Below are 22,556 nucleotides of genomic sequence, written 5' to 3' on the forward strand. Positions count from 1 at the left end.
ATCAGGATCCGCACCCGGTCGTCCTCACGTCCGCCTTCCTCACGTCTCCCTTGGGCACCCGCACGGCCAGGCGGAAGCCGCCGCCCGGCGCCGCCCCCGCTTCGAGCGCGCCCGCGGCCGCCGTCACGCGCTCGGCGAGCCCGTGGAGCCCGTTACCGCCCGCCTGGTCGCCCGTCCCGCGACCGCCCGTGCCGTCGTCGAGCAGCTCCACCTCGGCCCGTGCCCCGTCCGTGCACACCCGGATCGTCACCCGGCTCGCCCCCGAGTGCCGGACGATGTTGGTGGTGCCCTCGCGGACCGTCCAGGCCAGCAGCGCCTCGACGTCGGGGGGCAGCGCCGCTGCCGGCTCGTCGATCTCCGCCGCCACGCCCGCCGCTGCGAGCGCGGACCGGGCCCGCCGCAGCTCGGCGGCCAGGTCGGCCGACCCCCGGTAGCCGCTGACGGCCTCGCGCACCTCGGCCAACGCCTGCCGGCTCACGGCCTCGATGTCGCGGACCTCGGCGCCCGCGCGCGCCGGGTTGCGGTCCAGCAGCCGCGAGGCCAGCTCGCTCTTGAGCGCGATCACCGAGAGGCTGTGGCCGAGCAGGTCGTGCAGATCACGGGCGAAACGCAGCCGCTCCTCGGCGACGGCGAGGCGAGCGAGCTCCGAACGCGCGCGGTCGAGCTCCCGGAAGGTCTCGGCGATCCAGCGGAACGCCACGGCATAGAGCCCGACCACCAGCGTGTAGCCGGCCGCCCACGCCACCGAGGGGAGGCCTGCTGCCATCCACGAGTGGGTGGCGGCGGTCAGCACGGCGACCAGCACCACCGCCGGGACTCCGGGCGAACGCCGGAGCGCCGCGCCGGTGAGCTGCGAGGTGTACACGAGGAGCGTGGTCCACGTCAGCCCCATGCCCACCGACAGGCCCGCCGCGAGCAGCGCGCACGCGACGATGTGCGGCACCGGGGCGGGCTCCGTCTCGTCCCGGAACGGCCCGGCGAGCAACGCAGGGAGGTACAGCACCACGAACACCACGAGGCCGACACCGCCCGCCACGCGCGCGGCCGTGCTGTGCTGGCCGGCGACGAGGTCGTAGCCCGGGTAGCCGAGGAACCCGAGGTTGATCAGCACCGAGAAGCGCCAGTACAGCCGGAGCCGGGAGGTGCCCTCGCGCTGCGCGCCCACGTCCCGAATGGTCGGGCACCGGAGGCGCGGGCGGAAGACCTGCCGGCCGGGACATGACAGGTGGCACGGGTGCCGGCACGACACCGCGCACTTCCGGTCGCATCCGGCGAACCCGCAGCCTGGACGGCATGCGGATCACACCGGGAGCGATCGCGGGAGCCCTGGTGGCGGCACTCGTCGCGGCCGGGTGCTCGGACGGCACGGTCGGTCAGGAGCCCCGTCGCGTCATCATCGCGACGAGTGCCGCGGACGTCCTGGTCGACGAACGGGTCGCGATCACCGTGCACGGCCTCGGCGCGGGGGACGACGTCACGCTCTGGGCCCGCCGGGTCGACGACCTGGGCCGGCCGTGGCTGGCACACGCGACCTTCACCGCCGGGACGGACGGCACCGTCGCGGTGGCGACGCAGGCTCCCCGGGCGGGCACCTACTCCGGCGTCGACGCGATGGGGCTCTTCTCGTCGATGCAGGTCGCCGACGGGGCAGCCACCCACCCGCCGTTCCCGGTGACGGCGGCTCCTGCCGTCCCAGTGGCGCTCACCGCGGTGGTGGACGGCGAGCCGGTGGCGTCGACGCAGGTCGTGCAGCGGTTCGCGGCTCCCGGTGTGGTGACACACCCGGTGCGCGAGGAAGGGCTCGTCGGCGAGCTGCACCTGCCGCCCGGACCGGGTCCCCATCCCGGGGTCGTGCTGCTCGGCGGATCCGAGGGCGGGGTGACGGAGAGCGCCCTCGCGGACCTGCTCGCCGCACGCGGGTTCGCGACGCTGGCCCTGGGGTACTTCGGCGCCGACGAGCTGCCCGGCGAGCTGGTGCGGATCCCCCTGGAGTACTTCGAGCAGGCGTTCACGTGGCTCAGCGCGCGTCCGGAGGTCGCCGACGGCCGGGTGGGCGTGATCGGTACGTCGCGCGGCGGGGAGCTCGCACTCTGGCTCGGGGCGACGTTCCCACAGGTCGGCGCGGTCGTGTCGTACGTCGGGAGCGGACTGGGGTACGGCGGGCTGCCCGCGGCGGGGTTCACGGGCGGCCCGCTCCCCGCGGCATGGACCTACCGGGGCAAGGACCTCCCGTTCGTCATGCCCACCTACGGACCGGCCGCGTCCGCCCGCTACCTCGGGACGATCGTGCTGGGCGCCCCGGTCACCGACATCGCCGGGACGTGGCCGGACATCCAGGCCGCGGGGCCGGAGGCGTTGGCGGCCGCGACGATCCCGGTGGAGCGGATCGACGGGCCGGTGCTGCTGCTCTCCGGAGAGGACGACCGGCTCTGGCCCAGCGCACCGATGTCCGACGTCGCCTTCCGGCGGCTGGCCGACGGCGGCCATCCGCACCGCCACGAGCACCATGCGTACCCGGGGGCCGGGCACTACTTCGGCGGCGCGCCCTTCGCCGGGCCGTTCCCGACGGTGCTGCTGTGGCCGATCGGGTTCATGACCGGAGGCGGCACGCAGGAGGCGAACGCGCGGGCCACCGCGGACTCGTGGCCCCGCGTGCTGTCCACCCTGCGCGAAGGGCTGGAGTCCCGATGATCGGACGCGCGACGAGCAGCACCGTGGTCCTGTCCGTCGCTGCGGGCGCGGCACACCTGCTCGTGGTCGACGGGCTGCTGCTCGGGCTCGGGCACGCGCCGGTCGGCCTGTCGACCGGCGCCGGCCTGGCCCTGCTCGGAGCGCTGCCGGCCGGGCTGCGTGCTCGGTGGCAGCTGCGGTTGCCCGGTGCCGTGCTCGTGGCCGGGCTGGTGGCGGCCCTCGTCGTCGAACTCGTGGTGCCCGGTCCGACCGTGGCCGTGCTCGGCCCCGACCGGCTCACCACCGGGGTGGCCGTGCTCGCCAACTACGCGACGGCCTGGCCGCTGCTCCTCGCCCTCGTGCTGCTCGCCGCTGTGGCGGAGTGGCCCGGAGCGGTCGGGACGCGCCCATCCCGGCTCCGGGCGGTCGGGGCCGCGGTGGCGGCCGGGCCGGCGGGCACGGGCCTCGTCCTGCTCGCCGTCGTGGTGCGGGGGTGGATACCCGGCCCCGCCGTCCCGCGCGTGTGGGGCGCGGCCGGGCTGGTCGTACTCGGCACGCTGGCCGTGCTGCTCCTGCTCCGGACCCGACTGCGCGCACCGGCGCTGGTGCTCACCGGGGTGCTGGCGGTGGCCGTGGTGGCGTCCTGGATCACCGAGCCGGGCGCCGGCCACCCCGCTTCCGGGCTGCTGCTCTCGGGGTTCGTCCACCTGATGCTCGCGGTGCTGCTCACCGTCGGCGAGCTCGCGGTGCGGGGCGTCGTGGCGGCCGCGCGGAGGGTCAGAAGCCGAGCTTCCGCAGCTGCTTCGGGTCGCGCTGCCAGTCCTTCGCGATCTTGACGTGCAGGTCGAGGAACACCTTCGTGCCCAGCAGCGCCTCGATCTGACGGCGGGAGTCGGTGCCGACCTGCCGCAGCCGCTCCCCGCCCTTCCCGATCATGATGCCCTTCTGGCTCTGCCGCTCCACGTAGATGTTGGCGTGCACGTTCAGCATCGGCGCGGCCTTCTCGTGCCTGCCCTCGCGCGGCACCATCTCCTCGATCACCACCGCGATCGAGTGCGGCATCTCGTCGCGCACGCCCTCGAGCGCGGCCTCGCGGATCAGCTCCGCGACCAGCGTCTCCTCCGGCTCGTCGGTGAGCTCACCGTCGGGGTAGAGCGGGGGGCCCTCCGGCAGCCGGTCGACGAGCAGGTTGGACAGCAGGTCGACCTGGAACCCGTCGACCGCCGAGCAGGGCACCACCTCGGCGAAGTCCATGAGGTTCGTGAGCTGGGTGAGCCGCTCGACGATCTGCTCGGGCTGCGCGAGGTCGGTCTTCGTGACGACGCCGAGCACGGGCGTGCGGCCTGCGACCGACCGCAGCTCGTTGACGATGAACTCGTCGCCCCGGCCCACCGGCGCGTCGGCCGGCACGCAGAAACCGATGACGTCGACCTCGGCCCAGGTCTCGCGGACGACGTCGTTGAGCCTGCTGCCCAGCAGCGTGCGCGGCTTGTGCAGGCCCGGGGTGTCGACCACCACGAGCTGCGCGTCGGGCCGGTGCAGGATGCCGCGGATGGCGTGGCGGGTGGTCTGCGGCCGGCTCGACGTGATCGCGATCTTCTGCCCGATCAGGGCGTTGGTGAGCGTCGACTTCCCCGCGTTGGGACGCCCGACGAAGCAGGCGAACCCGGACCGGAAGCCGTCGGGGACCGCGCTGAAGCCGGTCACGCCGCGCTCAGCGGGGCGATCCGCTCGCCCGTGAGGCGCTCCAGGATCTCCCGGCCGATCGGCAGGGCAGCGGTGGCCGCGGGCGACGGCGCGTTCAGCACGTGCAGGACCGAGCCCGCGCCCCGCGTGCCGCCCACCCCAGCCTGCTCGACGAACAGGAAGTCGTCCACCAGCGAGCCGTCCGGCTTCACGGCCTGCGCCCGCACCCCCGCACCCGCAGGCGAGAGGTCCTCGGCCCGCACGTCCGGCAGCATCCGCTGGATCTGCTCGACCATGGCCTTCTTCGACAGGGAGCGGTGCACCTCGCCGAGCCCGTAGCGCCAGTGCTGCCGGGCCAGCCGCAGCATGCCGGGGTAGGCCAGCGACTGCACCAGCTCCTTCGGCCGGATCGTGCCCCACGAGTACCCCTCGCGGGCCAGCGCCAGCACCGCGTTGGGGCCGGCGTGGACGTGCCCGTCGATCCCCCGGGTGGCGTGCACGCCCAGGAACGGGAACGCGGGGTCGGGCACCGGGTAGATCAGGCCCTTGACCAGCTGGGAGGCCCGGTCGCTGAAGCCCGAGTACTCCCCGCGGAACGGGATGATCCGGATACCGGGGTCGGCGCCGGAGGCCCGCGCCACCTCGTCGCAGCGCAGCCCGGCACAGACCACCACCTGCTTGGCGAGCAGGTCGGTGCCGTCGGTGCGCACCACCACGTCCTCGCGGCGGCGCACCAGCCGCAGCACCGAGGTGCCGAGGTGGATCTCACCGCCCTCCTTCGCCACCAGCTCACCGATCTTCTCGGCGACGAGCCGGTAGTCGCAGATGCCGGTGGACGGGACGTACAGCGCGGCGATGCCCCGGACGTGCGGCTCGCGCTCGCGCATCCCGGCCGGGTCGAGCTCGTGCGCCTCCACCCCGTTGGCGGCGCCCCGACGGGCCAGCTCCGCCATCCGCGGCAGCTCCTCCGGCTCCGTGGCCACGACGAGCTTGCCGGTGACCTCGTGCGGCAGGTCGTGCTCCCGGCAGAAGGCGACGGTCTCCGCGCAGCCGGCCACCGCGAGGCGCGCCTTGAGGCCACCGGGCGCGTAGTAGAGGCCCGAGTGGATGACGTTGGAGTTGTTGCCGGTCTGGTGGGTGGCGAGGCGCTGCTCGCGCTCCACGACGGCCACCGAGCGCCCGCTGCGGACCACGGCGTGGGCGGTGGCGAGGCCGACGATGCCGCCGCCGACCACGACGACGTCGAACTTCGGAGTGGCGGGGAAGGTCATGCGGACGTCTCCGTGGTGGTGATCGGGGAGTGGATCTGCTGGACGGCACCGGTGACGTCGGCGCGCAGGACGGAGGCGGTGGGGGCGAGGTCGTGGACGGCGGCGAGCGAGGCGGCGTCCACCGCGCCGGCGGCGGTGACGACCGCGGCCGCCTCGAGCCCCGGAGCCCCGCTGGACACGGCGGCGGCGACAGCGGCCTGCAGCGCGCTGAGCGACAGCGACGGGAGCGCGACGGACGTGGCCGCGTACGTGCGCCCGTCGGTGTCGCGGACAGCAGCACCCTCGGCGGCACCCGTGCGGGCCCGTGCCGATCGGGCCAGCGTCACGATCTTCGCGTCCTCCGGGGCGAGGGCCTCGGGGGACGGGTCACCCTGGTCGGACATCGCTCTCCTCCCGACGGCCGGCGCGCTCGGCGCCCGCACCGTCCCGTTCCTCGTCGTCCTCGCCTGCCTCCACCGGCTCGACCAGCACCGTGTTGATCCGGATCCGGCCCCGGGCATCCTTGCCGCCCTCGGCCAGCAGCCGCAGCCCGGGCACCTCGGCACGGGCACCCGGCAGCGGCACCCGGCCGAGCCGATGGGCGAGCAGGCCGCCCACCGTGTCGACGTCGGCGGCTGCCAGCACGTCGGTCAGCAGGCTGTCGACCCCGTCGGCCCCGGGGAACAGCTCCACCAGGTCCTCCACCGGCAGCCGCGCGGAGACCCGGAGCCTACGTCCGTCGAGCTCCTGGACGTCGGGCACCTCCTCGGAGTCGTACTCGTCGGTGATCTCCCCGACGATCTCCTCCAGGATGTCCTCGATCGTCACCACGCCGGCGGTGCCGCCGTACTCGTCGACGACGATCGCCATGTGGCTGCGGGTGCGCTGCATCTCCTTGAGCAGCTCGTCGATGCGCTTGGTGTCCGGCACGAAGACCGCGGCCCGCATCACGGACTCCAGCGGAGCGACCGTCTCGTCGGTGGTGGCCTCGTCGGAGTCGGCGGCCTGCACCGCCTGGACGAGGTCCTTGAGGTAGGCGACACCCACGATGTCGTCAACGCTCTCACCGAGCACCGGGATGCGGGAGTAGCCGCTCTTGAGCGCCAGCCGCAGCACCTTGTCGACGGCCGTGTCGCGTTCGGTCCACACCACGTCCGGACGCGGGACCATCACCTCGCGCACGAGCGTGTCGCCCAGCTCGAACACCGAGTGGATCATCTGGCGCTCGTCCTCGTCGACCACACCGCTGGTGCTCGCCATGTCGACCAGCTCGCGCAGCTCGACCTCGGAGGAGAACGGGCCCTGCCGGAAGCCCTGGCCGGGGGTGATCGCGTTGCCGATGACGATCAGCAGCTTCGTGAGCGGGCCCAGCAGCGTGGCGAGCGCCCGGATCGGGGCGGCGACCAGCATCCCGACGCGGTACGGGTGCTGGCGGCCCAGGGTGCGGGGGCCCACGCCGATGAGGACGTAGCTGACCACGAGCATGATCCCGCCGGCGGTGAGCGCCGCGGTCCACGTGGGCTGGATGTACTCCACCAGTGCCACGGTGAGCAGGACGGTGGCACCGCTCTCGGCAGCGAGCCGCAAGAGCAGCAGCAGGTTGACGTGCCGGGGCCGGTCGGCCACCACGGTGGCGAGCGCCCGCGCCCCGGGGCGACCCGCCCGCACGAGCGCGTCGACCCTCGCCCGGGAGACCGAGTTGAGCGCGGCGTCGGCCGCGGCGAACAGACCCGCCAGCGGGACGAGCACGACCGCGATGACGATCAGCTCGACGCTCATGACGTCCGTTCCGACGCTCTCAGCGCGGTGCCGCTCATGACGGGGCCGTCAGCTGTCTTCGAGTCCGACGGTGCCGAGCACCGCGGAGTCGCTGCGGCGCTGGGCCTCGCGGGCGGCGGTCTCCGCCATCGCGGCCCGCCAGTCGCCGAGCAGCTTGTTCTGGAGGGCGAACATCTCGCGTTCCTGGTCGGGTTCGGCGTGGTCGTAGCCGAGCAGGTGCAGCACCCCGTGCACGGTGAGCAGATGGAGCTCGTCCGGCAGGGTGTGGCCGGCCTTGCGGGCCTGTTCCGTGGCGAACTCGGGGCAGAGCACGATGTCGCCGAGCAGCGCGGGCCCCATCTCGGGCGCGTCAGGGCGGCGGGACTCCTCGGTGAGCTCGTCCATCGGGAAGGACATGACGTCCGTGGGCCCCGGCTCGTCCATCCAGCGCTCGTGCAGCTCGCTCATGACCTCCGTGGTGACGGCCAGGATGCTCAGCTCCGCGGCAGGGTTGACGTGCATCGCGTCCAGCGCGTAGCGCGCCACCGAGGCGATGAGCGACTCGTCCACGGTGACGCCGGACTCGTTGCAGACCTCGATCGACACCTGTTACCCCTGATCCGCCCGATGATGAACAGTGGCAAGAGTAGACCGTGGCCCTCTGTAGGTTCGGCTGCATGGGCACTGCGGCAACCGTCACCAACTGGGCAGGCAACATCGTCTTCCGGGCTCGCCGGTTCCACCGGCCGGATTCGGTGGCGGAGCTACAGGAGCTGGTGGCCGGCAGCGAGCGGATCCGGGCCGTCGGCACCGGTCACTCGTTCAGCCCGATCGCCGACACCACGGCCGACCTGGTGTCGCTCGCGGGCCTCCCGCCGATCACCGCCATCGACCCGGACGCGGCAACCGTCACGGTGTCGGCGGGCCTGCGCTACGGCGAGGTCACCGGGCTGCTGCACGAGGCCGGGTTCGCCCTTCCCAACCTCGGCTCCCTGCCCCACATCTCGATCGCGGGCGCCTGCTCCACCGGCACGCACGGCTCCGGCGTCGGCAACGGGGCGCTGGCGACGGCCGTGTCCGCCGTGGAGCTGGTGGGCGCCGACGGCGAGCTGCGCACGGTGCGCCGCGGGGACGCCGACTTCCCCGGTTCGGTGGTCGCCCTCGGCGGGCTGGGCATCGTCACGGCACTGACGCTGGACCTGCGTCCCACGTTCGGGATGCGGCAGTGGGTGTACGAGGGCCTGCGCGGGTTCGACGACGTCGAGGAGGCGCTCGCGAGCGCCTACAGCGTCAGCCTGTTCACCTACTGGACGGGGCCCGAGTTCGACCAGGTGTGGGTCAAGCAGCGCGACACCGAACCCGAGCCGCCGGCGCGCTGGCTCGGCGCCACCCGGGCCGACGGGCCGCGGCACATGGTGCGCGGCGTCGACCCGGTGCACTGCACGGCGCAGCTCGGGGAGCCCGGGCCGTGGCACGAGCGGCTGCCGCACTTCCGGCTCGAGTTCACCCCGAGCAGCGGCGACGAGCTGCAGTCGGAGTACCTGATACCGCGGGCCGCACTGGTGGACGCGCTGCACGCCCTCGACCGGATCCGCGACACCATCGCGCCGGTCCTGCAGGTCTGCGAGGTGCGCTCGATCGCCGCCGACGACCTGTGGCTGTCCCTCGCCCACGACCGCGACAGCCACGCCCTGCACTTCACCTGGATCGCCGACACCACCGCCGTGCTCCCGGTCGTGGCCGCCGTCGAGGCCGCGCTGGAGCCGTTCGCCGCACGGCCGCACTGGGGCAAGGTCTTCACCACCGGGCCCGAGGCCGTCCGCGCCCTCTGGCCCCGCCTGCCCGACGTCGAGCGGCTGCTGCGCCGCCACGACCCGGCAGGCAAGTTCCGCAACGACATGCTCGACCACTACCTCCCGGGCTGACCCCGGCCGGCACGCGCGCTGGTTGGCGCGCGAAGTGCCGCCACCCCGCGAGTCGCCCGCTTTGCGCGCCCGAGTCCCCCGTTCCGCGGTGGCGGCGCCGCCTCCGGGCCCCACGGCGTCCTAGCAGAGGGCGTGGGCTCCTCGCAGGAGCCGTGGGCCCTGCGAGGAACACACCCGGCGAGCGGAAGTGCCCGGCCCTGCCTCAGCCGCCCGCGGCGGGTGCCTGGCGGGAGCAGGTCGTGTCCTGGGCCGGGAGCGCGAGGTCCACGAGGTAGCGGGTGGCGGCGGTGTCGGCGCAGGTGTTGGCGCCCTGCAGGGCGACCGTGTGCCCGTCGTTCTCCACCGTCAGCAGCCGGGCCTGCATCTGCCGGGCCAGTGACACGCCGTCCTCGTACGGGGTGGCGGGGTCACCGGTCGAGGAGACGACCAGCACCGTGGGCAGACCGGGCGCCTTGACGGGCCCGGGCTCGCTCGTGGGCGGGACCGGCCAGAACGAGCACTGCTCCAGCGCGTTCGACGGACCGGTGCCCGCGTCGAAGAACGGCGCGATCTGCAGCGACTCCTCGCTGATCTCGAGCGCGACCTGCCGGTCGGTCAGCCGGTCGGAGTCGACACAGTTGATCACCGGGAAGGCTTCCAGCAGGTTGCTGTAGCTGCCGTCGGGTGCCCGCTCGTAGTAGGCGTCGGCCAGCCGCAGCAGGTTGGTGCCGTTGCCCTGGCCGACCTGCACGAGCCCGTCCCTCAGGAAGCCCCACAGCGACTCGGAGTACAGCGCGGTGAGCACGCCGGTCATCGCGTCGGTGTAGCCCAGCGTGCGGTCGCCCGCCGCGACCGGTGTGGTGATCAGCGGGCGCAGCAGCTCCTGCAGCCTCTTCGACGCGCCCTGCGCGTCGGTGCCCAGCGGGCAGCCCGGCTGCGCGACGCAGGCCGTGGCGAAGTTGTCGAAGGCCCGCTGGAAGCCCCGCGCCTGGGTCAGCCGCGACTCCACAGGGTTCAGCGAGGGGTCGACGGCGCCGTCGAGCACCATCGCGCGCACCGAGCCGGGGAACTGCTCGGCGTACTCCGCGCCGATGCTGGTGCCGTAGGAGTAGCCGACGTAGCTCAGCTTCTCGTCGCCCACCACCTGGTGGGCGATGTTCAGGTCGCGGGCCACGTCCCGGGTGCCGACGTTGGCGAGCACGTCGAGGCCCACGCGGTCGGCGCAGCGCTGCGCGAAGTCCTTGTACTCGGCCTCGGTCTGCGCCACGCCCTCCGGCGAGGTGTCGATGTCGAGGTCGGCGCGCTCGGCGTCGATCTCCTTCGTGTCGGAGCAGTCGATCGTCGGTTCGGAGACGCCGACCCCGCGCGGGTCGAACCCGATCAGGTCGAACTTCTGGGCCACCTCACCGGTGCCGATCAGGCCTGCGAGCGACGGCAGGAAGCTGACGCCGGAACCACCGGGGCCGCCGGGGTCGGTGAACAGCGAACCGATCCGGGCCGCCGGGTCGAGCGCCTTCTGCCGGAGCATCGCGATCCGCGCGGTCTTCCCGTCGGGGTTCGCGTAGTCGAGCGGCACCTCGAGGTAGGTGCAGTCGAACTTCGGGTCGGCGTAGGCCTGCCGGTCGGCGTCGGTGCGCGCGAAGTCGGCGCACGAGCCCCACGAGAGCTGTTGATCGAGGAACCGCTCCAGTCCCGCCTGGGCCGGCGCGGCGGGCGCCGCCGACGCCACAGGGGGGACAGCGATGGACAGACCGGCCAGAATCGGGACGAAGATCGCGACCACCGCGCGACGGGACACTCTCACGCAGGGATAGTGACGGTGATCGGTCTCACGGGCAACCACCAGCGCCGGCCCGTGTCGATCAGCGCCTGCGTGATCGCCGATCCTGCGGCGGACCGGTGCGCGGCGCGGCGGACCGGAGGTTCGGCCGCTCGTTGTCGGCGTCCCAGCGCGCGTAGGCGTCGACGATGTCGGCCACCAGCCGGTGGCGCACGACGTCGGTGCTCGTGAGCTGGGAGAAGTGCACGTCGTCGACGTCGCCGAGGATGTCGCGCACGACCGTGAGCCCGGAGCGGGTGCTGCCCGGCAGGTCGACCTGCGTGACGTCACCGGTGACCACGATCTTCGAGCCGAACCCGAGCCGCGTCAGGAACATCTTCATCTGTTCCGGCGTGGTGTTCTGGGCCTCGTCGAGGATGATGAACGCGTCGTTGAGCGTGCGTCCGCGCATGTACGCCAGCGGCGCCACCTCGATGGTGCCCGCCGCCATCAGCTTCGGGATCGACTCGGGGTCGATCATGTCGTGCAGCGCGTCGTAGAGCGGGCGCAGGTACGGGTCGATCTTCTCGAAGAGCGTGCCGGGCAGGTACCCGAGCCGCTCCCCCGCCTCGACGGCCGGCCGGGTGAGGATGATCCGGTTGACCATCTTGGCCTGCAGTGCCTGCACGGCCTTCGCCATGGCGAGGTAGGTCTTGCCGGTACCGGCAGGGCCGATGCCGAAGACGATCGTGTGCGCGTCGATGGCGTCGACGTAGCGCTTCTGGTTGAGCGTCTTGGGCCGGATGGTCTTGCCACGCCGGGACAGGATGTCGAGGCTCAGCACCTCGGCCGGCGACTCACCGATGCGGGCGCGCTCGTCGGCCCCGCCGTCACCGAGCATCTCCACGGTGCGCCGCACGGCGTCGGTGGAGACCTGCTGGCCACGCTCGGCCAGCGTGATCAGCTCGGTGAAGACGCGCTCCGCGAAGGCCACGTCAGCGGGGGTGCCGGACAGGGTGAGCTCGTTGCCACGCACATGGACGTCGGCCTCGAGCAGGTCCTCGGCGACGCGCAGACTCTCGTCGCGCGAACCCAGCAGCGCGAGCAGAGCGGCGTCCGGAACGGCCATGCGGGACTGGACTGGGTCCGGATGGGTCAAGGGCTGTGCCGCCTGCTTCCTACGTCTCTGCTCGTGGGACCCAGCGATGCTACCGCGCGTGCCCCGTTGTGCGCCCGCTGATTCCGCCGTCGGCGATCCCCGCCCGGCGGTTCCCCTCGGCGCGCATGTTGCTCCAATGGGCCCGTGCACGACGACTCCGACCTCGTCCTCCCGCGGATCGCGCGCTTCGTCCGGGAGCGCCTCCATCCCGCTCTGTACCGCGACCGGGTGCCGGTGCTGGTCACCGCCTGGGACGCACCCGGCGAGCCGGTGCCGTTCGCGGAGGCCGTGCGGCAGGAGTTCCGCCCGTTCCCGGTCGGAGCGCCGTGGGGCAGGCCGTGGGGCACCGTCTGGTTCCACGTGGCCGGCACGGTCCCGCCGGAGTGGACGGAGCCCGGGACGCGGCCGGAGCTCGTCGTCGACCTCGGATTCGCCGGCGTCCAGCCGGGGTTCCAGGCCGAGGGCCTCGCCTTCACCCCGGACGGGGTGGTCGTCACGGCGGTCGAGCCACGCAACGCCCACGTCCCGCTCCCCGGTGGGCCGGGGTCCCCGGTCGACCTCTACATCGAGGCGGCGTCGAACCCGGGCACCGCGGGCGCCTGGACATTCGCGCCCACCCCGTTCGGCGACCTCTCGACGGCGGGGTCCGACCCGCTCTACCGGCTCGTGGCGCTCGAGATCGGGCTGCTCGACCTCGGGGTCTGGGAGCTGGCACAGGACATCTGGACGCTCAGCGGGCTGGTCGGCGAGCTCCCGGTTGGCCTGCCGCGGCGCGCCGAGGTGCTGCGGGCACTGGAGCGCACGGTCGACATCGTGGATCCCGACGACGTGGCCGGCACGGCGGGGCTCGGCCGGGCCGAGCTCGCGGCGGTGCTGGCCGCTCCGGCCCACGCCAGCGCGCACCGCGTGCACGCCGTGGGGCACGCGCACATCGACTCGGCCTGGCTGTGGCCGGTCCGCGAGACGGTGCGCAAGGTGGCGCGCACCTTCTCCAACGTGCTCGACCTGATGGACCAGGACGACGAGTTCGTGTTCGCGGCGTCGTCCGCGCAGCAGTACGCCTGGCTGCAGGAGCACTACCCGGAGCTGTTCGAGCGGGTGAAGGCCCGGGTGGCCGACGGCCGGTTCGTGCCGGTCGGCGGCATGTGGGTGGAGTCGGACACCAACATGCCGGGCGGCGAGGCGCTGGTGCGCCAGTTCGTCATGGGCAAGCGGTTCTTCCGCGAGGAGCTGGGCGTGGATCCGCTGGAGGTGTGGCTGCCCGACTCCTTCGGCTACTCCGCCGCGCTGCCCCAGATCATCGCCGGGGCGGGCGCCCGCTGGTTCCTCACGCAGAAGATCTCGTGGAACGAGACCAACGTGATGCCGCACCACACCTTCCGCTGGGAGGGCATCGACGGCACGCAGGTCTTCACCCACTTCCCGCCGGTCGACACCTACAACGCCGAGCTGTCGGGTGCCGAGCTGGCCCGCGCCCAGCGCCAGTACGCGGAGCAGGGCCGCGCCAACACGTCACTGGTGCCGTTCGGCTGGGGCGACGGCGGCGGCGGGCCGACCCGGGAGATGCTGGCCGCAGCCGCCCGGACCCGTGACCTGGAGGGCTCGCCGACCGTCCGGATCACCACGCCGGCCGAGTTCTTCGCGACGGCGGAGCACGAGTACCCGCAGCCACCGGTGTGGTCGGGTGAGCTGTACCTGGAGTTCCACCGCGGCACCTACACCTCGCAGGCCCGCACCAAGCGGGGCAACCGGCGCAGCGAGCACCTGCTGCGGGAGGCCGAGCTGTGGGCCACCACCGCCGCCGTCCGCACCGGCGCCGCCTATCCCGCCGACGTGCTGCAGCGCTGCTGGCACACAGTCCTGCTGCAGCAGTTCCACGACATCCTCCCGGGCACCTCGATCGCCTGGGTGCACCAGGAGGCGGAACGCAACTACGCCCGGGTCGCCGCGGAGCTGGAGGACGTGATCGCCCGCTCGCTCGCGGCGCTGGTGGGCCAGGGCGACCGGCAGGTCGTGGTCAACGCCGGCCCGTACGCCCGCGAGGGCGTCCCGGCTCTCGGCGGGGCCGTGCGGGAGGACGAGCAGCCCGGCGGCGGCGACGTCACCGTCACCGAGACCGCCGACGGTGTGGTGCTGGCCAACGCCGCCGTCCGCGTCGTCGTCGACGCCCGGGGCCTGCTCACCTCGGTGCGCGACCTCGTGGCCGACCGGGAGCTAGTCGCCCCCGGCGCCGCGGCCAACCTGCTGCAGCTGCACCGCGACACCCCGACGAACTGGGACGCCTGGGACATCGACGACCACTACCGGCGCACCGTGCGTGACCTCGTCGACGTCGACGACCTGGCGGTGGTGGAGCGGGGCCCGTCCCGGGGCTCGGTGCGCGTCGTGCGGTCGACCGGCTCGTCCACGATCACCCAGGTCATCACCGTGGGCGCCGGCTCCCCGGACGTCGACATCGTCACCGACGTCGACTGGCACGAGAAGCAGAAGCTGCTCAAGCTCGCGTTCCCGCTCGACGTGCACGCCGACCGGGCCACCTCGGAGATCCAGTTCGGGCACGTGCACCGCTCCACCCACGCCAACACCTCGTGGGACGCGGCGCGGTTCGAGACGGTCGCCCACCGCTGGGTGCACGTGGGCGAGCCGGGGTACGGGGTGGCCGTCGCCAACGACTCCACCTACGGGCACGACACGCTGCGCAGCACCCGGCCGGGCGGCGGCACCACCACGACCGTGCGGCTGTCCCTGCTGCGTGCCCCGCTGTTCCCCGACCCCACCGCCGACCAGGGCGAGCACCGGCTCACGGTCGCGCTGCGCGTCGGCTCGACGATCGGGGACGCCGTGGCGGCGGGCTACCGGCTCAATCTGGCGCTGCGGACGGTCCGCGGCTCCCACGACGTCGCCCCGCTGCTCCACGTCGACGACCCCGCCGTCGTCGTCGAGGCCGTGAAGCTCGCCGAGGACGGAAGCGGTGACGTGGTCGTGCGGCTCTACGAGGCGCTCGGGACGCGGGCGAGCGCCCGGGTCACCGCCGACTTCCCGTACGGGTCGGTCGTGGAGACCGACCTCCTCGAACAGCCGGTGCCCCGGCCGGTGGCGCTCTCGGCGGACGGCGCGCGGCTCACGCTGCGCCCGTTCCAGATCGTCACCTTGCGTTTCGCCAGCGCGTGACCGCTACCGGGACCGTCCCCCGTGTGGGTTACCTTCTGCGCCGGTAACCGGCAGTACGACCGGTGCACGGCACGGCGATAGGACGAGCGGCGAGATGCGCACGCTGACCAGGATCATGATCACTGCTCTGGCCGGCGGCCTGCTCCTCGCGCCGCTCGCGCCGAGTGCGCACGCGCAGAGCGCCGCCGCGCCGTCCGGGCTCGCACCCACCATGGTCGTGCTCGACGCGTCCGGATCGATGACCGGCGCCGACCCCGCGGGCGGCACGAAGATGGACGCGGCCAAGCGGGCCGTGCACGCACTGGTGGACGCCGCGCCCGCACAGGCGTCGATCGGCCTCGCCGTGTACGGCACGTCCACCGGCAACTCGGCCGCCGAACGCGAGCGGGGCTGCCAGGACATCACCGTGCTGCGTGGCCCCGTCCCCGTCGACAAGGCGGCGCTCGGCTCGGCGGTGGACGGCATCGTCCCGCACGGGTACACGCCCATCGGCCGCTCGCTGCAGGTCGCCGCCGAGCAACTGCCCCCGACCGGGCCGCGGGCGATCGTGCTCGTCTCCGACGGCGAGGACACCTGCGCGCCGCCCCCGCCCTGCGACGTGGTGCGCACGCTCGCCGGCCACGGCGTCGACCTCGTCGTGCACGCCGTCGGCTTCGGCGTCGACGACGCCGCCCGCGCCCAGCTCTCCTGCATCGCCCAGACCACCGGCGGCACCTACAGCGACGCCCCGGACGCGGAGGCGCTGCAGCGGATACTCCCCCGCGTCACCGCCGCCGCGATGCGCAACTACGAACCCGCCGGAACGCCGATCACCGGCACACCCACCTCGGACACGGCCCCCGTCGCCGCCCCGGGCCAGCACCTCGACACCATCGGGCAGCACGAGAAGCGCTACTACGCCGTGGACGTCCCCGACGGCGCCACCGCCTACGTCAGCGCCACCGCCTCCTACCCGCACCTGCGCGGCATCGAGCCGCAGAACGACAACAACGTCCTCCAGTGGCGGACCTACGGCGCCGGTGGCCAGGACTGCAACGAGTTCGAGTTCGAGCAGGCCACCAACTCGAGCGACGGGGCCGCGCTCACGGCCTCGACCACCTGGGACGGAGCCACCGAGAAGAAGACCGGCAGCGCCGGCGGCGACCGCTGCAAGGGCGGTGGCCGCTACTACTTCGCGCTGCAGTGGGACCGGGTGTCCGAGGGCGTTCCCGCGCGGATGCCGGTGGAACTGCTGGTGCAGGTCGAGCCGCCGGTCCTCGACGCCGGGCCCGCCGGTGTCCTCTCGCCTGCCGTGCTCACCGAGCCCACCGGAGCACCTCGGCCCGCGGTCGGCGGCGGCTCCCTCAACGTTGCAGGCATCCTCGACGGGTCCGGGCGCTACACCGACACCTTGCAGCGCGGCGAGTTCGTCTTCTACCGGGTGCACCTGGACTGGGGGCAGGCTCTCGCCTACCGCGTCCGGTTCGGCGAGACCCCGTCCCGGCGGGTGGCGGGCCTCTCCCTCGTCACGACGCGGCTCTACGCGCCGTCGCGCAAGCAGATCGCGTGGGACTTCTCCATGTACAACGGCTCCGTCCACCACTTCCCGGCCAGCCAGCCGGCCTTCAGCACGGTTCCGGTGCGCTACGCCAACCGCACAGCCGAGGACCAGAAGGTCCGGACGCAGAGCGAGGACGGCTGGTACTACATCTCCGTGCAGCTGGGCCCGTCCCGCGAGGACATCGGTCCCGCACCCGTGCCGATCCAGCTGGACCTCTCCGTCACCGGCACACCCGAGGCTGGACCCCGCTACGCCACCGTGGTCCCCCCGCCGTCCGTCGGGACACCGGGGCCCGGCGCCGGCGCCCCGGAGGCGGCCGCGCAGGGCCACGCCACGACCGTCGCCATGGTCTCGCCCCTCGGCTGGACCGTGACCGGGGCGGTGGCCGTGCTGGTGGTGGCCGTCGCCACGGCACTGGTGGTCCGGGGCCGCCGCCGCGCGCGCTCGGCGAACCGGTAGGCCGGCGTCCGGGCCGGATCAGGCGCTCGTGACCGGACGGCATGCCACCATGTCCCCATGGCCACGCCGAAGGAGGGGTTGGCCCGACTGCGTGCCGCGGCGGCCTCGGGCGAGCTCGACGCGCTCTGCGAGCGCCTCGCCGTGCGCGTCCTCACCGTATTCGGCAGCGCGGCGCAGGATCGACCGGAGGCGCGCGATCTTGATGTCGCCGTGCTCAGCGAGCCAGGGGCGTCACTCGACCCGATTGCCCTGATCACCGACCTCATCGAACTCACGGGCGTCCAGAATCTCGACCTCGCCCACCTCAACCACGGGGGGCCGGTTCTCCGCGAGCGTGCACTCGTGGGCTCGGTACCGCTTTTCGAGAGTGCACCGGGGCGCTTCGCCGACGCCCAGACGGCAGCGATCGGCGAGCGCATCGAGACCGACGCGATGCGTCGGCTGGATCTGGAGCTGCTGTCCCGGTGACGCCACGCACGATCGACTGGCGCTCGGTCCAGGCCAAGCTGAGGCGTATCCGCGAGCTGATCGACCAGCTGTCCGCGTTGGGGCCTATCGACCCCCGCGGCTGGAAGCCGAGCCCGTGACGGCGCTGGCCGTCGAGCGAATCCTCACCCTGCTCGTTGATCTGGCCTTCGCGAGCAACAGCCATGTCGTCGTCGGTGAACTTCCTTCAGAACCGAGCCACCTGAGCGGACAACGGGCTGCTGACGGGAGAGCCGTCGTCCGCCCGTGCCCGTGCCCGCAGCCGCTCGGCACGGACGTTCAGTGCCCCCGGAAGGCCTCCGCCAGCCACCAGGCGCCCCCGTCGGACGCGATCTTGGCGTCGATCAGCAGTGGCGCGGTGCGGGGGCCGTCCACCCACTCGGCCACGGCCTTGAGGTCGTCGCGCGCGCGGACCGTCACGGCCTCGAAGCCGAAACCGCGGCCGATCGCGGCGATGTCGGTGTCCGGGAACGCGACGGTGGTGTGGTCCTCGCCGGTGAAGTGGTGCACCTCGGCGCCGTAGCCGCGGTCGTCGTAGACCGCAACGACCATGGCCAGCCCCAGCCGCGCCACGGTCTCCAGCTCCGCCGCCGCCATCAGCGCGCCGCCGTCGCCCAGCGCGGCGACGGCGAGCCGGTCCGGGCGGGCGAGCGCGGCTCCGACCGCCGTGGCCAGCCCCAGCCCGATCGACTGGAAGCCCTGCGTGAAGCAGAAGCCGTGCTCGTCGGGCACCTGCAGGTAGGCGCTCGGGTAGCCCATGAAGTTCCCGGAGTCCACGGCCACGGTCCGCTCGGCGGGCAACAGCTCGTCCAGCGCGATGGACAACGTGCGGGGGTCGATGCCGTCCGGGCCGCTGAGATCGTCGTAGCCGACGGTGTGCCAGCGGCCGTGCTCGGTGATCGCCGCCCGCACCTCCGCGGTGCGGTAACCGCTGCGCTGCTCCGCCACGGCCAGCACGTCGGACGCCGTCGCGGCGACGTCGCCGACCACGCCGAGGTCGACCGGCCGGTTCGCGCCGATCGCGTCGGCCTCGAGGTCCACCTGCACCACCCGGGCGCCCGGCCCGATCAGCGCGCCGTGGCGCATGGTCCACATGTTGAGCGTGCAGCCCCACCCGACCACGAGGTCGGCGCCCGTGATCAGCTCGGCGGCCAGCGGCGAGGCGAACCCGCCGGAGATCCCCAGCGACCACGGCTCGTCGTGGAACAGCCCGTTGGCCACGGCGGACGTGGCCAGCAGCGCGCCACACCGCTGCGCCAGCGCCCGCAGCTCCTCCCCCGCTCCGCGCGCTCCCCGACCGGCGACGAACACCGGGCGCTGCGCCGCCGCCAGCAACGCCGCGAGCTCCGCCACCGCCGTCGCGGACGGGCGCACCGGGGCGAGCGCGGGCAGCACCGGGACCTGCCACGGCTGCGGCGCCTCGGCCGCCTGCACGTCGAGCGGCAGGTTGAGCACCACCGTGCGCCGCTGCTCCACCGCCGTCCGGTAGGCCCGCACGGTGTCGGCGACCGCGGACGACGGCGAGTGCACCCGTTCCGCCACCGCACCGACGGCGCCGACCAGTGCGTCCTGGTCGATCCGGAAGTTCGACCGCACCGCCGCGCCGCCCGTGTCGGCCGCGAGCACGAGCATCGGGGTACGGCTCTTCGCGGCCTCCGCGATCCCGGTCATCGCGTTCGTGAGCCCGCAGCCCTGGTGCACCGACAGCACGCCGACCCGCCCGCTCGTGCGGCTGTACGCATCCGCCATGGTGGCGGCGCCGCCCTCGTGCCGCGCCGCGACGAACGGAACCCCGCCGGCCCGCAGCGCGTTGGTCACGTGGAAGTTCCCGCTGCCCACCACGCCGAAGGTGTGGCCGACCCCCAGCTCCGCCAGCACGCCTCCGATCAACGCGGCGACGGTGCCCGGCCCGGCCTCCCCCGCCGTCACGACTCCACCAGCGCCAGCACCCGCGCGGGGCTGCCCGACCCCCCGACGATCGGGAGCGGGCCCGCGATCACCACCGCGCCGGTGACGGGCAGCCGGGCCAGGTTCTGCAGTTGCGTCAGCCCGTACTTGCCCGCGCCGAGCAGGAAGGAGTGGCACGGGAAGGGTGGGTCGAACGAGTGCGCTCCGCCCGCGTCCGTGCCGACGGTCTCGACGCCCAGGCCCATCACCGGGGCCTCCTCGGCGAGCCACTTCGCGCACTCGATCGAGATGCCCGGCGTGTGCGGGCCCGTGTCGTCGGCGTTCAGGAAGGCGGCCGCGTCCTCGCTGCGGGCGTCCCAGCCCGTCCGGTAGAGCAGCCACCCACCGTCGGGGAGCGGCCCGTGCTCGGACTCCCAGGCCCGGACGTGGTCCACCTCGAGCAGGAAGTCGGGGTCCTTCGCGCTCTCCGCGGCGAAGTCCAGCACCACGGCCGGGGCGAGCAGCCGGGCAGCCGGCACCTGCGCGACGTCCTCCCCGTCCTTCCCGGTGACCCAGTGCACCGGCACGTCGAAGTGCGTGCCGGTGTGCTCGGACGTGTGGATGTCGTTCCAGTACCAGGCGGGACCCCGCTCGTCGTAGCGGCTGATCTCGGTGAGCTCGAACGGCGATGCGTTGGCGAACGGCGGCGGTAGCTGGAGGATCGGCGTTCCGCTGTGCAGCGGCGCGGTGAGGTCGACGACCTCGATGGTGCGGGCACGCAGCGCGTCCAGCAGGTCCTGCAGCACCGGCATGTGGAGGCTCCTCGGAGGTCGTTGATCGGCGGGCCTGGTCCTCCCGCTGATCCTTGCGCATGACCGCATGCCCGGCCCAGTAGCGCGACCGCTGAGGGCGGCTCCGCTCAGCCGACCAGCAGGCGTTCCACGGCCTCCCGGCACACGCGCCAGGCGTCGCTCGACGGGTCGACCAGCGTCATGTGGTCAACGCCCGGCAACGCGACGAGCTCGGCCGCGGCTCCCGCCGCCGCGACGAACCGCTCGCTCTGCCGGATCGGCACGTTGACGTCCTCCGTGCCGTGCACGCACACCACGTGCGCGTCGACCGGCAGGCGGGCGATGGGTGAGGCGAGCGCGTAGCGGTCCGGGACGGCGGACGGTGGGCCGCCCACGAGGAGCTCCACCGCTCCCCGGCCGACCCCCCGCTCCGCGGCGTCGACGAGGTCCAGCACGCCGGCCTGGCTCACCACCCCGCGCAGCCGCACCGCCGGGGCCGCGCCGGGCGCGCCCGCGGGCAGGCCGGGACGGGCGGCGAGCCACGCCGCGAGGTGCCCGCCGGCGGAGTGGCCGACCGCGCCCACCCGGCGCAGCGGCAGCGCGCCGTCCACCGCGTCCTGCACCGGTCCGGCCAGCAGGTCCACCGCGGCGGCGACGTCGTCGAACGTGCCCGTCCAGCCGCCGCCCGCGGCAGCGGGGTCGGGTTCGCTGCCGTCGTCGGGCGGCACCCGCCGGTACTCGATGTTCCACGCCGCGAAGCCGGCCCGGGCGAGGTCGGCGGCCAGCGGCCTGCCCAGCGCGAGGCCGTACGCCTGCCGCCAGAACCCGCCGTGCACGACGACGACGACCCCGCGGACGGGCACTGCGCCCGTGGGCAGGGTGAGCTCGCCGAACTGGCTCGGGTGGCTGCCGTAGTCGAAACGCCGAGGGGACACGAGGGGGATCATGACACGATCCGGACGCCAGGATGCCACGTCGCGGCGGACGTGGGGGGACACCCACCGCGACGTGGCTCCGCCGGCAGAGGGGAACTCTCCGGCGGCCCCGTGAACGCGGACGCTCACGGCCCGGCCCGGCCCTGTCAGCGACCGGATCGCCCGAGAGTATCTCCGCGCGAGCGCGAGGGTGACGTACCTCACCCGGATGACGAGCGAGTCCGGCCAGCCGGCCGATGGCTGGCGCACCGTCGCTACCCCGGATGACACGCTCGATAGCAGTGCTATCAGCAGGTCAGCGCCAGCGGCCGGTCAGCACGCCGAGCGCCCCGAGTGCCACGGTCGCGGCTGTCGATGCCCGGAGCACCTCGTGGCCCAGCCGCACGGGACGCGCGCCGGCTGCCGTGAGAGCCGCGATCTCGGCATCGGTGACCCCGCCTTCGGGGCCGACCACGAGCAGCAGGTCCCCGGCCGCCGGCAGTTCACCGGTGAGCTCCGCGAGCGGCGTGGCCGCTCCTTCGTGCAGCACCAGGGCTCCGGCCGCACCGGCCACCCGCCGTGCCAACGCCTCGGTCGTCACGGGCTCCTCGACGACCGGCAGCCACGGGCGCCGCGCCTGCTTGGCTGCCTCGCGGACCGTGCTGCGCCACCGCGCCAACGCCTTCTCCCCGCGCGGGCCGTCGTCCCACCGCGCCACACACCGCGCCGCCCGCCACGGCAGGATCACGTCCACCCCGGCCTCGGTGGCCATCTCGACGGCCAGCTCCCCGCGGTCGCCCTTCACCAGCGCCTGCGCCAGCACCACCCGCGGGGCGGGCGGGGCGACGGTGGCGCGCTCGCCGACCGCGAGCTCCACAGTGTCCCGGCCGGTGGCGGTGACCACGGCGTGCGCGAGCCCACCCCGGCCGTCGGCCAGCAGCACGGCCTCCCCCGCCCGCAGCCGCTTCACGGTGGCCGCGTGCCGGCCCTCCGGCCCGTCGAGGAGCGCGTGGTCCCCCGCGGGCAGGGCGTCGACGAGGAACAGGGGCGCGGTGCTCACGAGCGCCTGCCCCGTTGCAGCAAAGCCACTTTCACGCAACGAGATGGCATGAAAGTGGCTTT

At 73.7% G+C, this 22,556-nt stretch carries 18 protein-coding genes; 6 read left to right on the forward strand and 12 right to left on the reverse strand.

Annotated features, from left to right (window positions below):
- Position 1 precedes the first annotated feature (1 nt).
- Positions 2-1,165 carry a sensor histidine kinase gene (locus ACQPZA_RS27710; protein WP_433275106.1) on the reverse strand — a complete coding sequence of 388 codons (1,164 nt, stop codon included), beginning with the start codon at positions 1,163-1,165 and terminating at the stop codon, positions 2-4.
- A 128-nt stretch (positions 1,166-1,293) separates the two neighbouring features.
- On the opposite strand from ACQPZA_RS27710, the gene ACQPZA_RS27715 reads away from it, so the two are divergent.
- Together ACQPZA_RS27715 and ACQPZA_RS27720 are read left to right on the forward strand one after the other, a co-directional pair.
- The gene (locus tag ACQPZA_RS27715) at positions 1,294-2,691 is read left to right on the forward strand and encodes an acyl-CoA thioesterase/bile acid-CoA:amino acid N-acyltransferase family protein (protein WP_433275107.1); all 1,398 of its coding nucleotides are present in this window, start codon (positions 1,294-1,296) and stop codon (positions 2,689-2,691) included.
- The gene (locus ACQPZA_RS27720) at positions 2,688-3,506 is read left to right on the forward strand and encodes a hypothetical protein (RefSeq protein ID WP_433275108.1); all 819 of its coding nucleotides are present in this window, start codon (positions 2,688-2,690) and stop codon (positions 3,504-3,506) included. Before ACQPZA_RS27715 ends, ACQPZA_RS27720 begins: the two co-directional genes overlap by 4 nt.
- Here ACQPZA_RS27720 and era read toward each other — a convergent pair.
- Genes era through ybeY form a run of 5 tightly spaced genes read right to left on the reverse strand, consistent with a single transcriptional unit; the run spans position 3,448 to position 7,970 of the window.
- Positions 3,448-4,377 (reverse strand): GTPase Era, encoded by a 930-nt coding sequence (gene era / locus ACQPZA_RS27725; protein ID WP_169397315.1) that lies wholly within the window; start codon positions 4,375-4,377, stop codon positions 3,448-3,450. The genes ACQPZA_RS27720 and era overlap by 59 nt on opposite strands.
- Positions 4,374-5,627 carry an L-2-hydroxyglutarate oxidase gene (gene lhgO / locus ACQPZA_RS27730; RefSeq protein ID WP_169397316.1) on the reverse strand — a complete coding sequence of 418 codons (1,254 nt, stop codon included), beginning with the start codon at positions 5,625-5,627 and terminating at the stop codon, positions 4,374-4,376. Before lhgO ends, era begins: the two co-directional genes overlap by 4 nt.
- Positions 5,624-6,010: a cytidine deaminase gene (locus tag ACQPZA_RS27735; protein ID WP_433275109.1), complete on the reverse strand. Its 387-nt coding sequence runs from the start codon at positions 6,008-6,010 to the stop codon at positions 5,624-5,626. The genes lhgO and ACQPZA_RS27735 overlap by 4 nt, the downstream gene beginning before the upstream one ends.
- Complete coding sequence (locus ACQPZA_RS27740) at positions 5,994-7,385, reverse strand: hemolysin family protein (RefSeq protein WP_433275110.1); 1,392 nt, start codon at positions 7,383-7,385, stop codon at positions 5,994-5,996. Before ACQPZA_RS27740 ends, ACQPZA_RS27735 begins: the two co-directional genes overlap by 17 nt.
- Positions 7,386-7,433: 48 nt before the next feature.
- On the reverse strand, positions 7,434-7,970 hold the full coding sequence (gene ybeY / locus ACQPZA_RS27745) for an rRNA maturation RNase YbeY (RefSeq protein ID WP_169397319.1): 537 nt from the start codon (positions 7,968-7,970) through the stop codon (positions 7,434-7,436).
- Between the two features lie 71 nt (positions 7,971-8,041).
- On the opposite strand from ybeY, the gene ACQPZA_RS27750 reads away from it, so the two are divergent.
- On the forward strand, positions 8,042-9,289 hold the full coding sequence (locus tag ACQPZA_RS27750; protein ID WP_433275111.1) for a D-arabinono-1,4-lactone oxidase: 1,248 nt from the start codon (positions 8,042-8,044) through the stop codon (positions 9,287-9,289).
- A 202-nt stretch (positions 9,290-9,491) separates the two neighbouring features.
- Here the strand turns inward: ACQPZA_RS27750 and ACQPZA_RS27755 are convergent, their stop codons facing one another.
- Together ACQPZA_RS27755 and ACQPZA_RS27760 are read right to left on the reverse strand one after the other, a co-directional pair.
- Positions 9,492-11,072 carry an alpha/beta hydrolase gene (locus ACQPZA_RS27755; protein WP_433275112.1) on the reverse strand — a complete coding sequence of 527 codons (1,581 nt, stop codon included), beginning with the start codon at positions 11,070-11,072 and terminating at the stop codon, positions 9,492-9,494.
- A 58-nt stretch (positions 11,073-11,130) separates the two neighbouring features.
- A complete protein-coding gene (locus tag ACQPZA_RS27760; protein WP_169397322.1) occupies positions 11,131-12,156 on the reverse strand; it encodes a PhoH family protein in 1,026 nt (341 codons plus the stop codon).
- A gap of 174 nt (positions 12,157-12,330) precedes the next feature.
- Here ACQPZA_RS27760 and ACQPZA_RS27765 point away from each other — a divergent pair, with 174 nt between their 5' ends.
- The 3 genes from ACQPZA_RS27765 to ACQPZA_RS27775 all read left to right on the forward strand — a co-directional run bounded on the left by ACQPZA_RS27765 (position 12,331) and on the right by ACQPZA_RS27775 (position 17,824).
- Positions 12,331-15,357 (forward strand): glycoside hydrolase family 38 C-terminal domain-containing protein, encoded by a 3,027-nt coding sequence (locus tag ACQPZA_RS27765; protein ID WP_433275113.1) that lies wholly within the window; start codon positions 12,331-12,333, stop codon positions 15,355-15,357.
- Between the two features lie 94 nt (positions 15,358-15,451).
- Positions 15,452-17,356, forward strand: coding sequence for a vWA domain-containing protein (locus ACQPZA_RS27770; RefSeq protein ID WP_433275114.1), 1,905 nt, complete (start codon positions 15,452-15,454; stop codon positions 17,354-17,356).
- Positions 17,357-17,413: 57 nt separating this feature from the next.
- On the forward strand, positions 17,414-17,824 hold the full coding sequence (locus tag ACQPZA_RS27775) for a nucleotidyltransferase family protein (RefSeq protein ID WP_433275115.1): 411 nt from the start codon (positions 17,414-17,416) through the stop codon (positions 17,822-17,824).
- A 297-nt stretch (positions 17,825-18,121) separates the two neighbouring features.
- On the opposite strand, the gene ACQPZA_RS27780 is transcribed toward ACQPZA_RS27775, so the two are convergent.
- The 4 genes from ACQPZA_RS27780 to ACQPZA_RS27795 form a co-directional block, all read right to left on the reverse strand.
- On the reverse strand, positions 18,122-19,771 hold the full coding sequence (locus ACQPZA_RS27780) for a thiamine pyrophosphate-binding protein (RefSeq protein WP_433275116.1): 1,650 nt from the start codon (positions 19,769-19,771) through the stop codon (positions 18,122-18,124).
- Complete coding sequence (locus ACQPZA_RS27785; protein ID WP_433275117.1) at positions 19,768-20,541, reverse strand: cyclase family protein; 774 nt, start codon at positions 20,539-20,541, stop codon at positions 19,768-19,770. Before ACQPZA_RS27785 ends, ACQPZA_RS27780 begins: the two co-directional genes overlap by 4 nt.
- Before the next feature lie 107 nt (positions 20,542-20,648).
- Positions 20,649-21,455: an alpha/beta hydrolase family protein gene (locus ACQPZA_RS27790; protein WP_433275118.1), complete on the reverse strand. Its 807-nt coding sequence runs from the start codon at positions 21,453-21,455 to the stop codon at positions 20,649-20,651.
- Between the two features lie 295 nt (positions 21,456-21,750).
- Positions 21,751-22,494 carry a 16S rRNA (uracil(1498)-N(3))-methyltransferase gene (locus ACQPZA_RS27795; protein WP_433275119.1) on the reverse strand — a complete coding sequence of 248 codons (744 nt, stop codon included), beginning with the start codon at positions 22,492-22,494 and terminating at the stop codon, positions 21,751-21,753.
- Positions 22,495-22,556: the final 62 nt, after the last annotated feature.

Source organism: Pseudonocardia xinjiangensis (genome assembly GCF_050948425.1).
GTDB lineage: Bacteria > Actinomycetota > Actinomycetes > Mycobacteriales > Pseudonocardiaceae > Pseudonocardia > Pseudonocardia xinjiangensis.

Excerpts from the sequence above, each read along its gene's own strand:
- ACQPZA_RS27740 (WP_433275110.1), bottom strand. The coding sequence starts at position 7,385 with ATGAGCGTCGAGCTGATCGTCATCGCGGTCGTGCTCGTCCCGCTGGCG.
- ACQPZA_RS27750 (WP_433275111.1), top strand. The coding sequence starts at position 8,042 with ATGGGCACTGCGGCAACCGTCACCAACTGGGCAGGCAACATCGTCTTC.
- ACQPZA_RS27720 (WP_433275108.1), top strand. The coding sequence starts at position 2,688 with ATGATCGGACGCGCGACGAGCAGCACCGTGGTCCTGTCCGTCGCTGCG.
- ACQPZA_RS27770 (WP_433275114.1), top strand. The coding sequence starts at position 15,452 with ATGCGCACGCTGACCAGGATCATGATCACTGCTCTGGCCGGCGGCCTG.
- ACQPZA_RS27735 (WP_433275109.1), bottom strand. The coding sequence starts at position 6,010 with ATGTCCGACCAGGGTGACCCGTCCCCCGAGGCCCTCGCCCCGGAGGAC.
- ACQPZA_RS27775 (WP_433275115.1), top strand. The coding sequence starts at position 17,414 with ATGGCCACGCCGAAGGAGGGGTTGGCCCGACTGCGTGCCGCGGCGGCC.
- ACQPZA_RS27785 (WP_433275117.1), bottom strand. The coding sequence starts at position 20,541 with ATGCCGGTGCTGCAGGACCTGCTGGACGCGCTGCGTGCCCGCACCATC.
- ACQPZA_RS27760 (WP_169397322.1), bottom strand. The coding sequence starts at position 12,156 with ATGGCCGTTCCGGACGCCGCTCTGCTCGCGCTGCTGGGTTCGCGCGAC.
- lhgO (WP_169397316.1), bottom strand. The coding sequence starts at position 5,627 with ATGACCTTCCCCGCCACTCCGAAGTTCGACGTCGTCGTGGTCGGCGGC.
- ACQPZA_RS27715 (WP_433275107.1), top strand. The coding sequence starts at position 1,294 with ATGCGGATCACACCGGGAGCGATCGCGGGAGCCCTGGTGGCGGCACTC.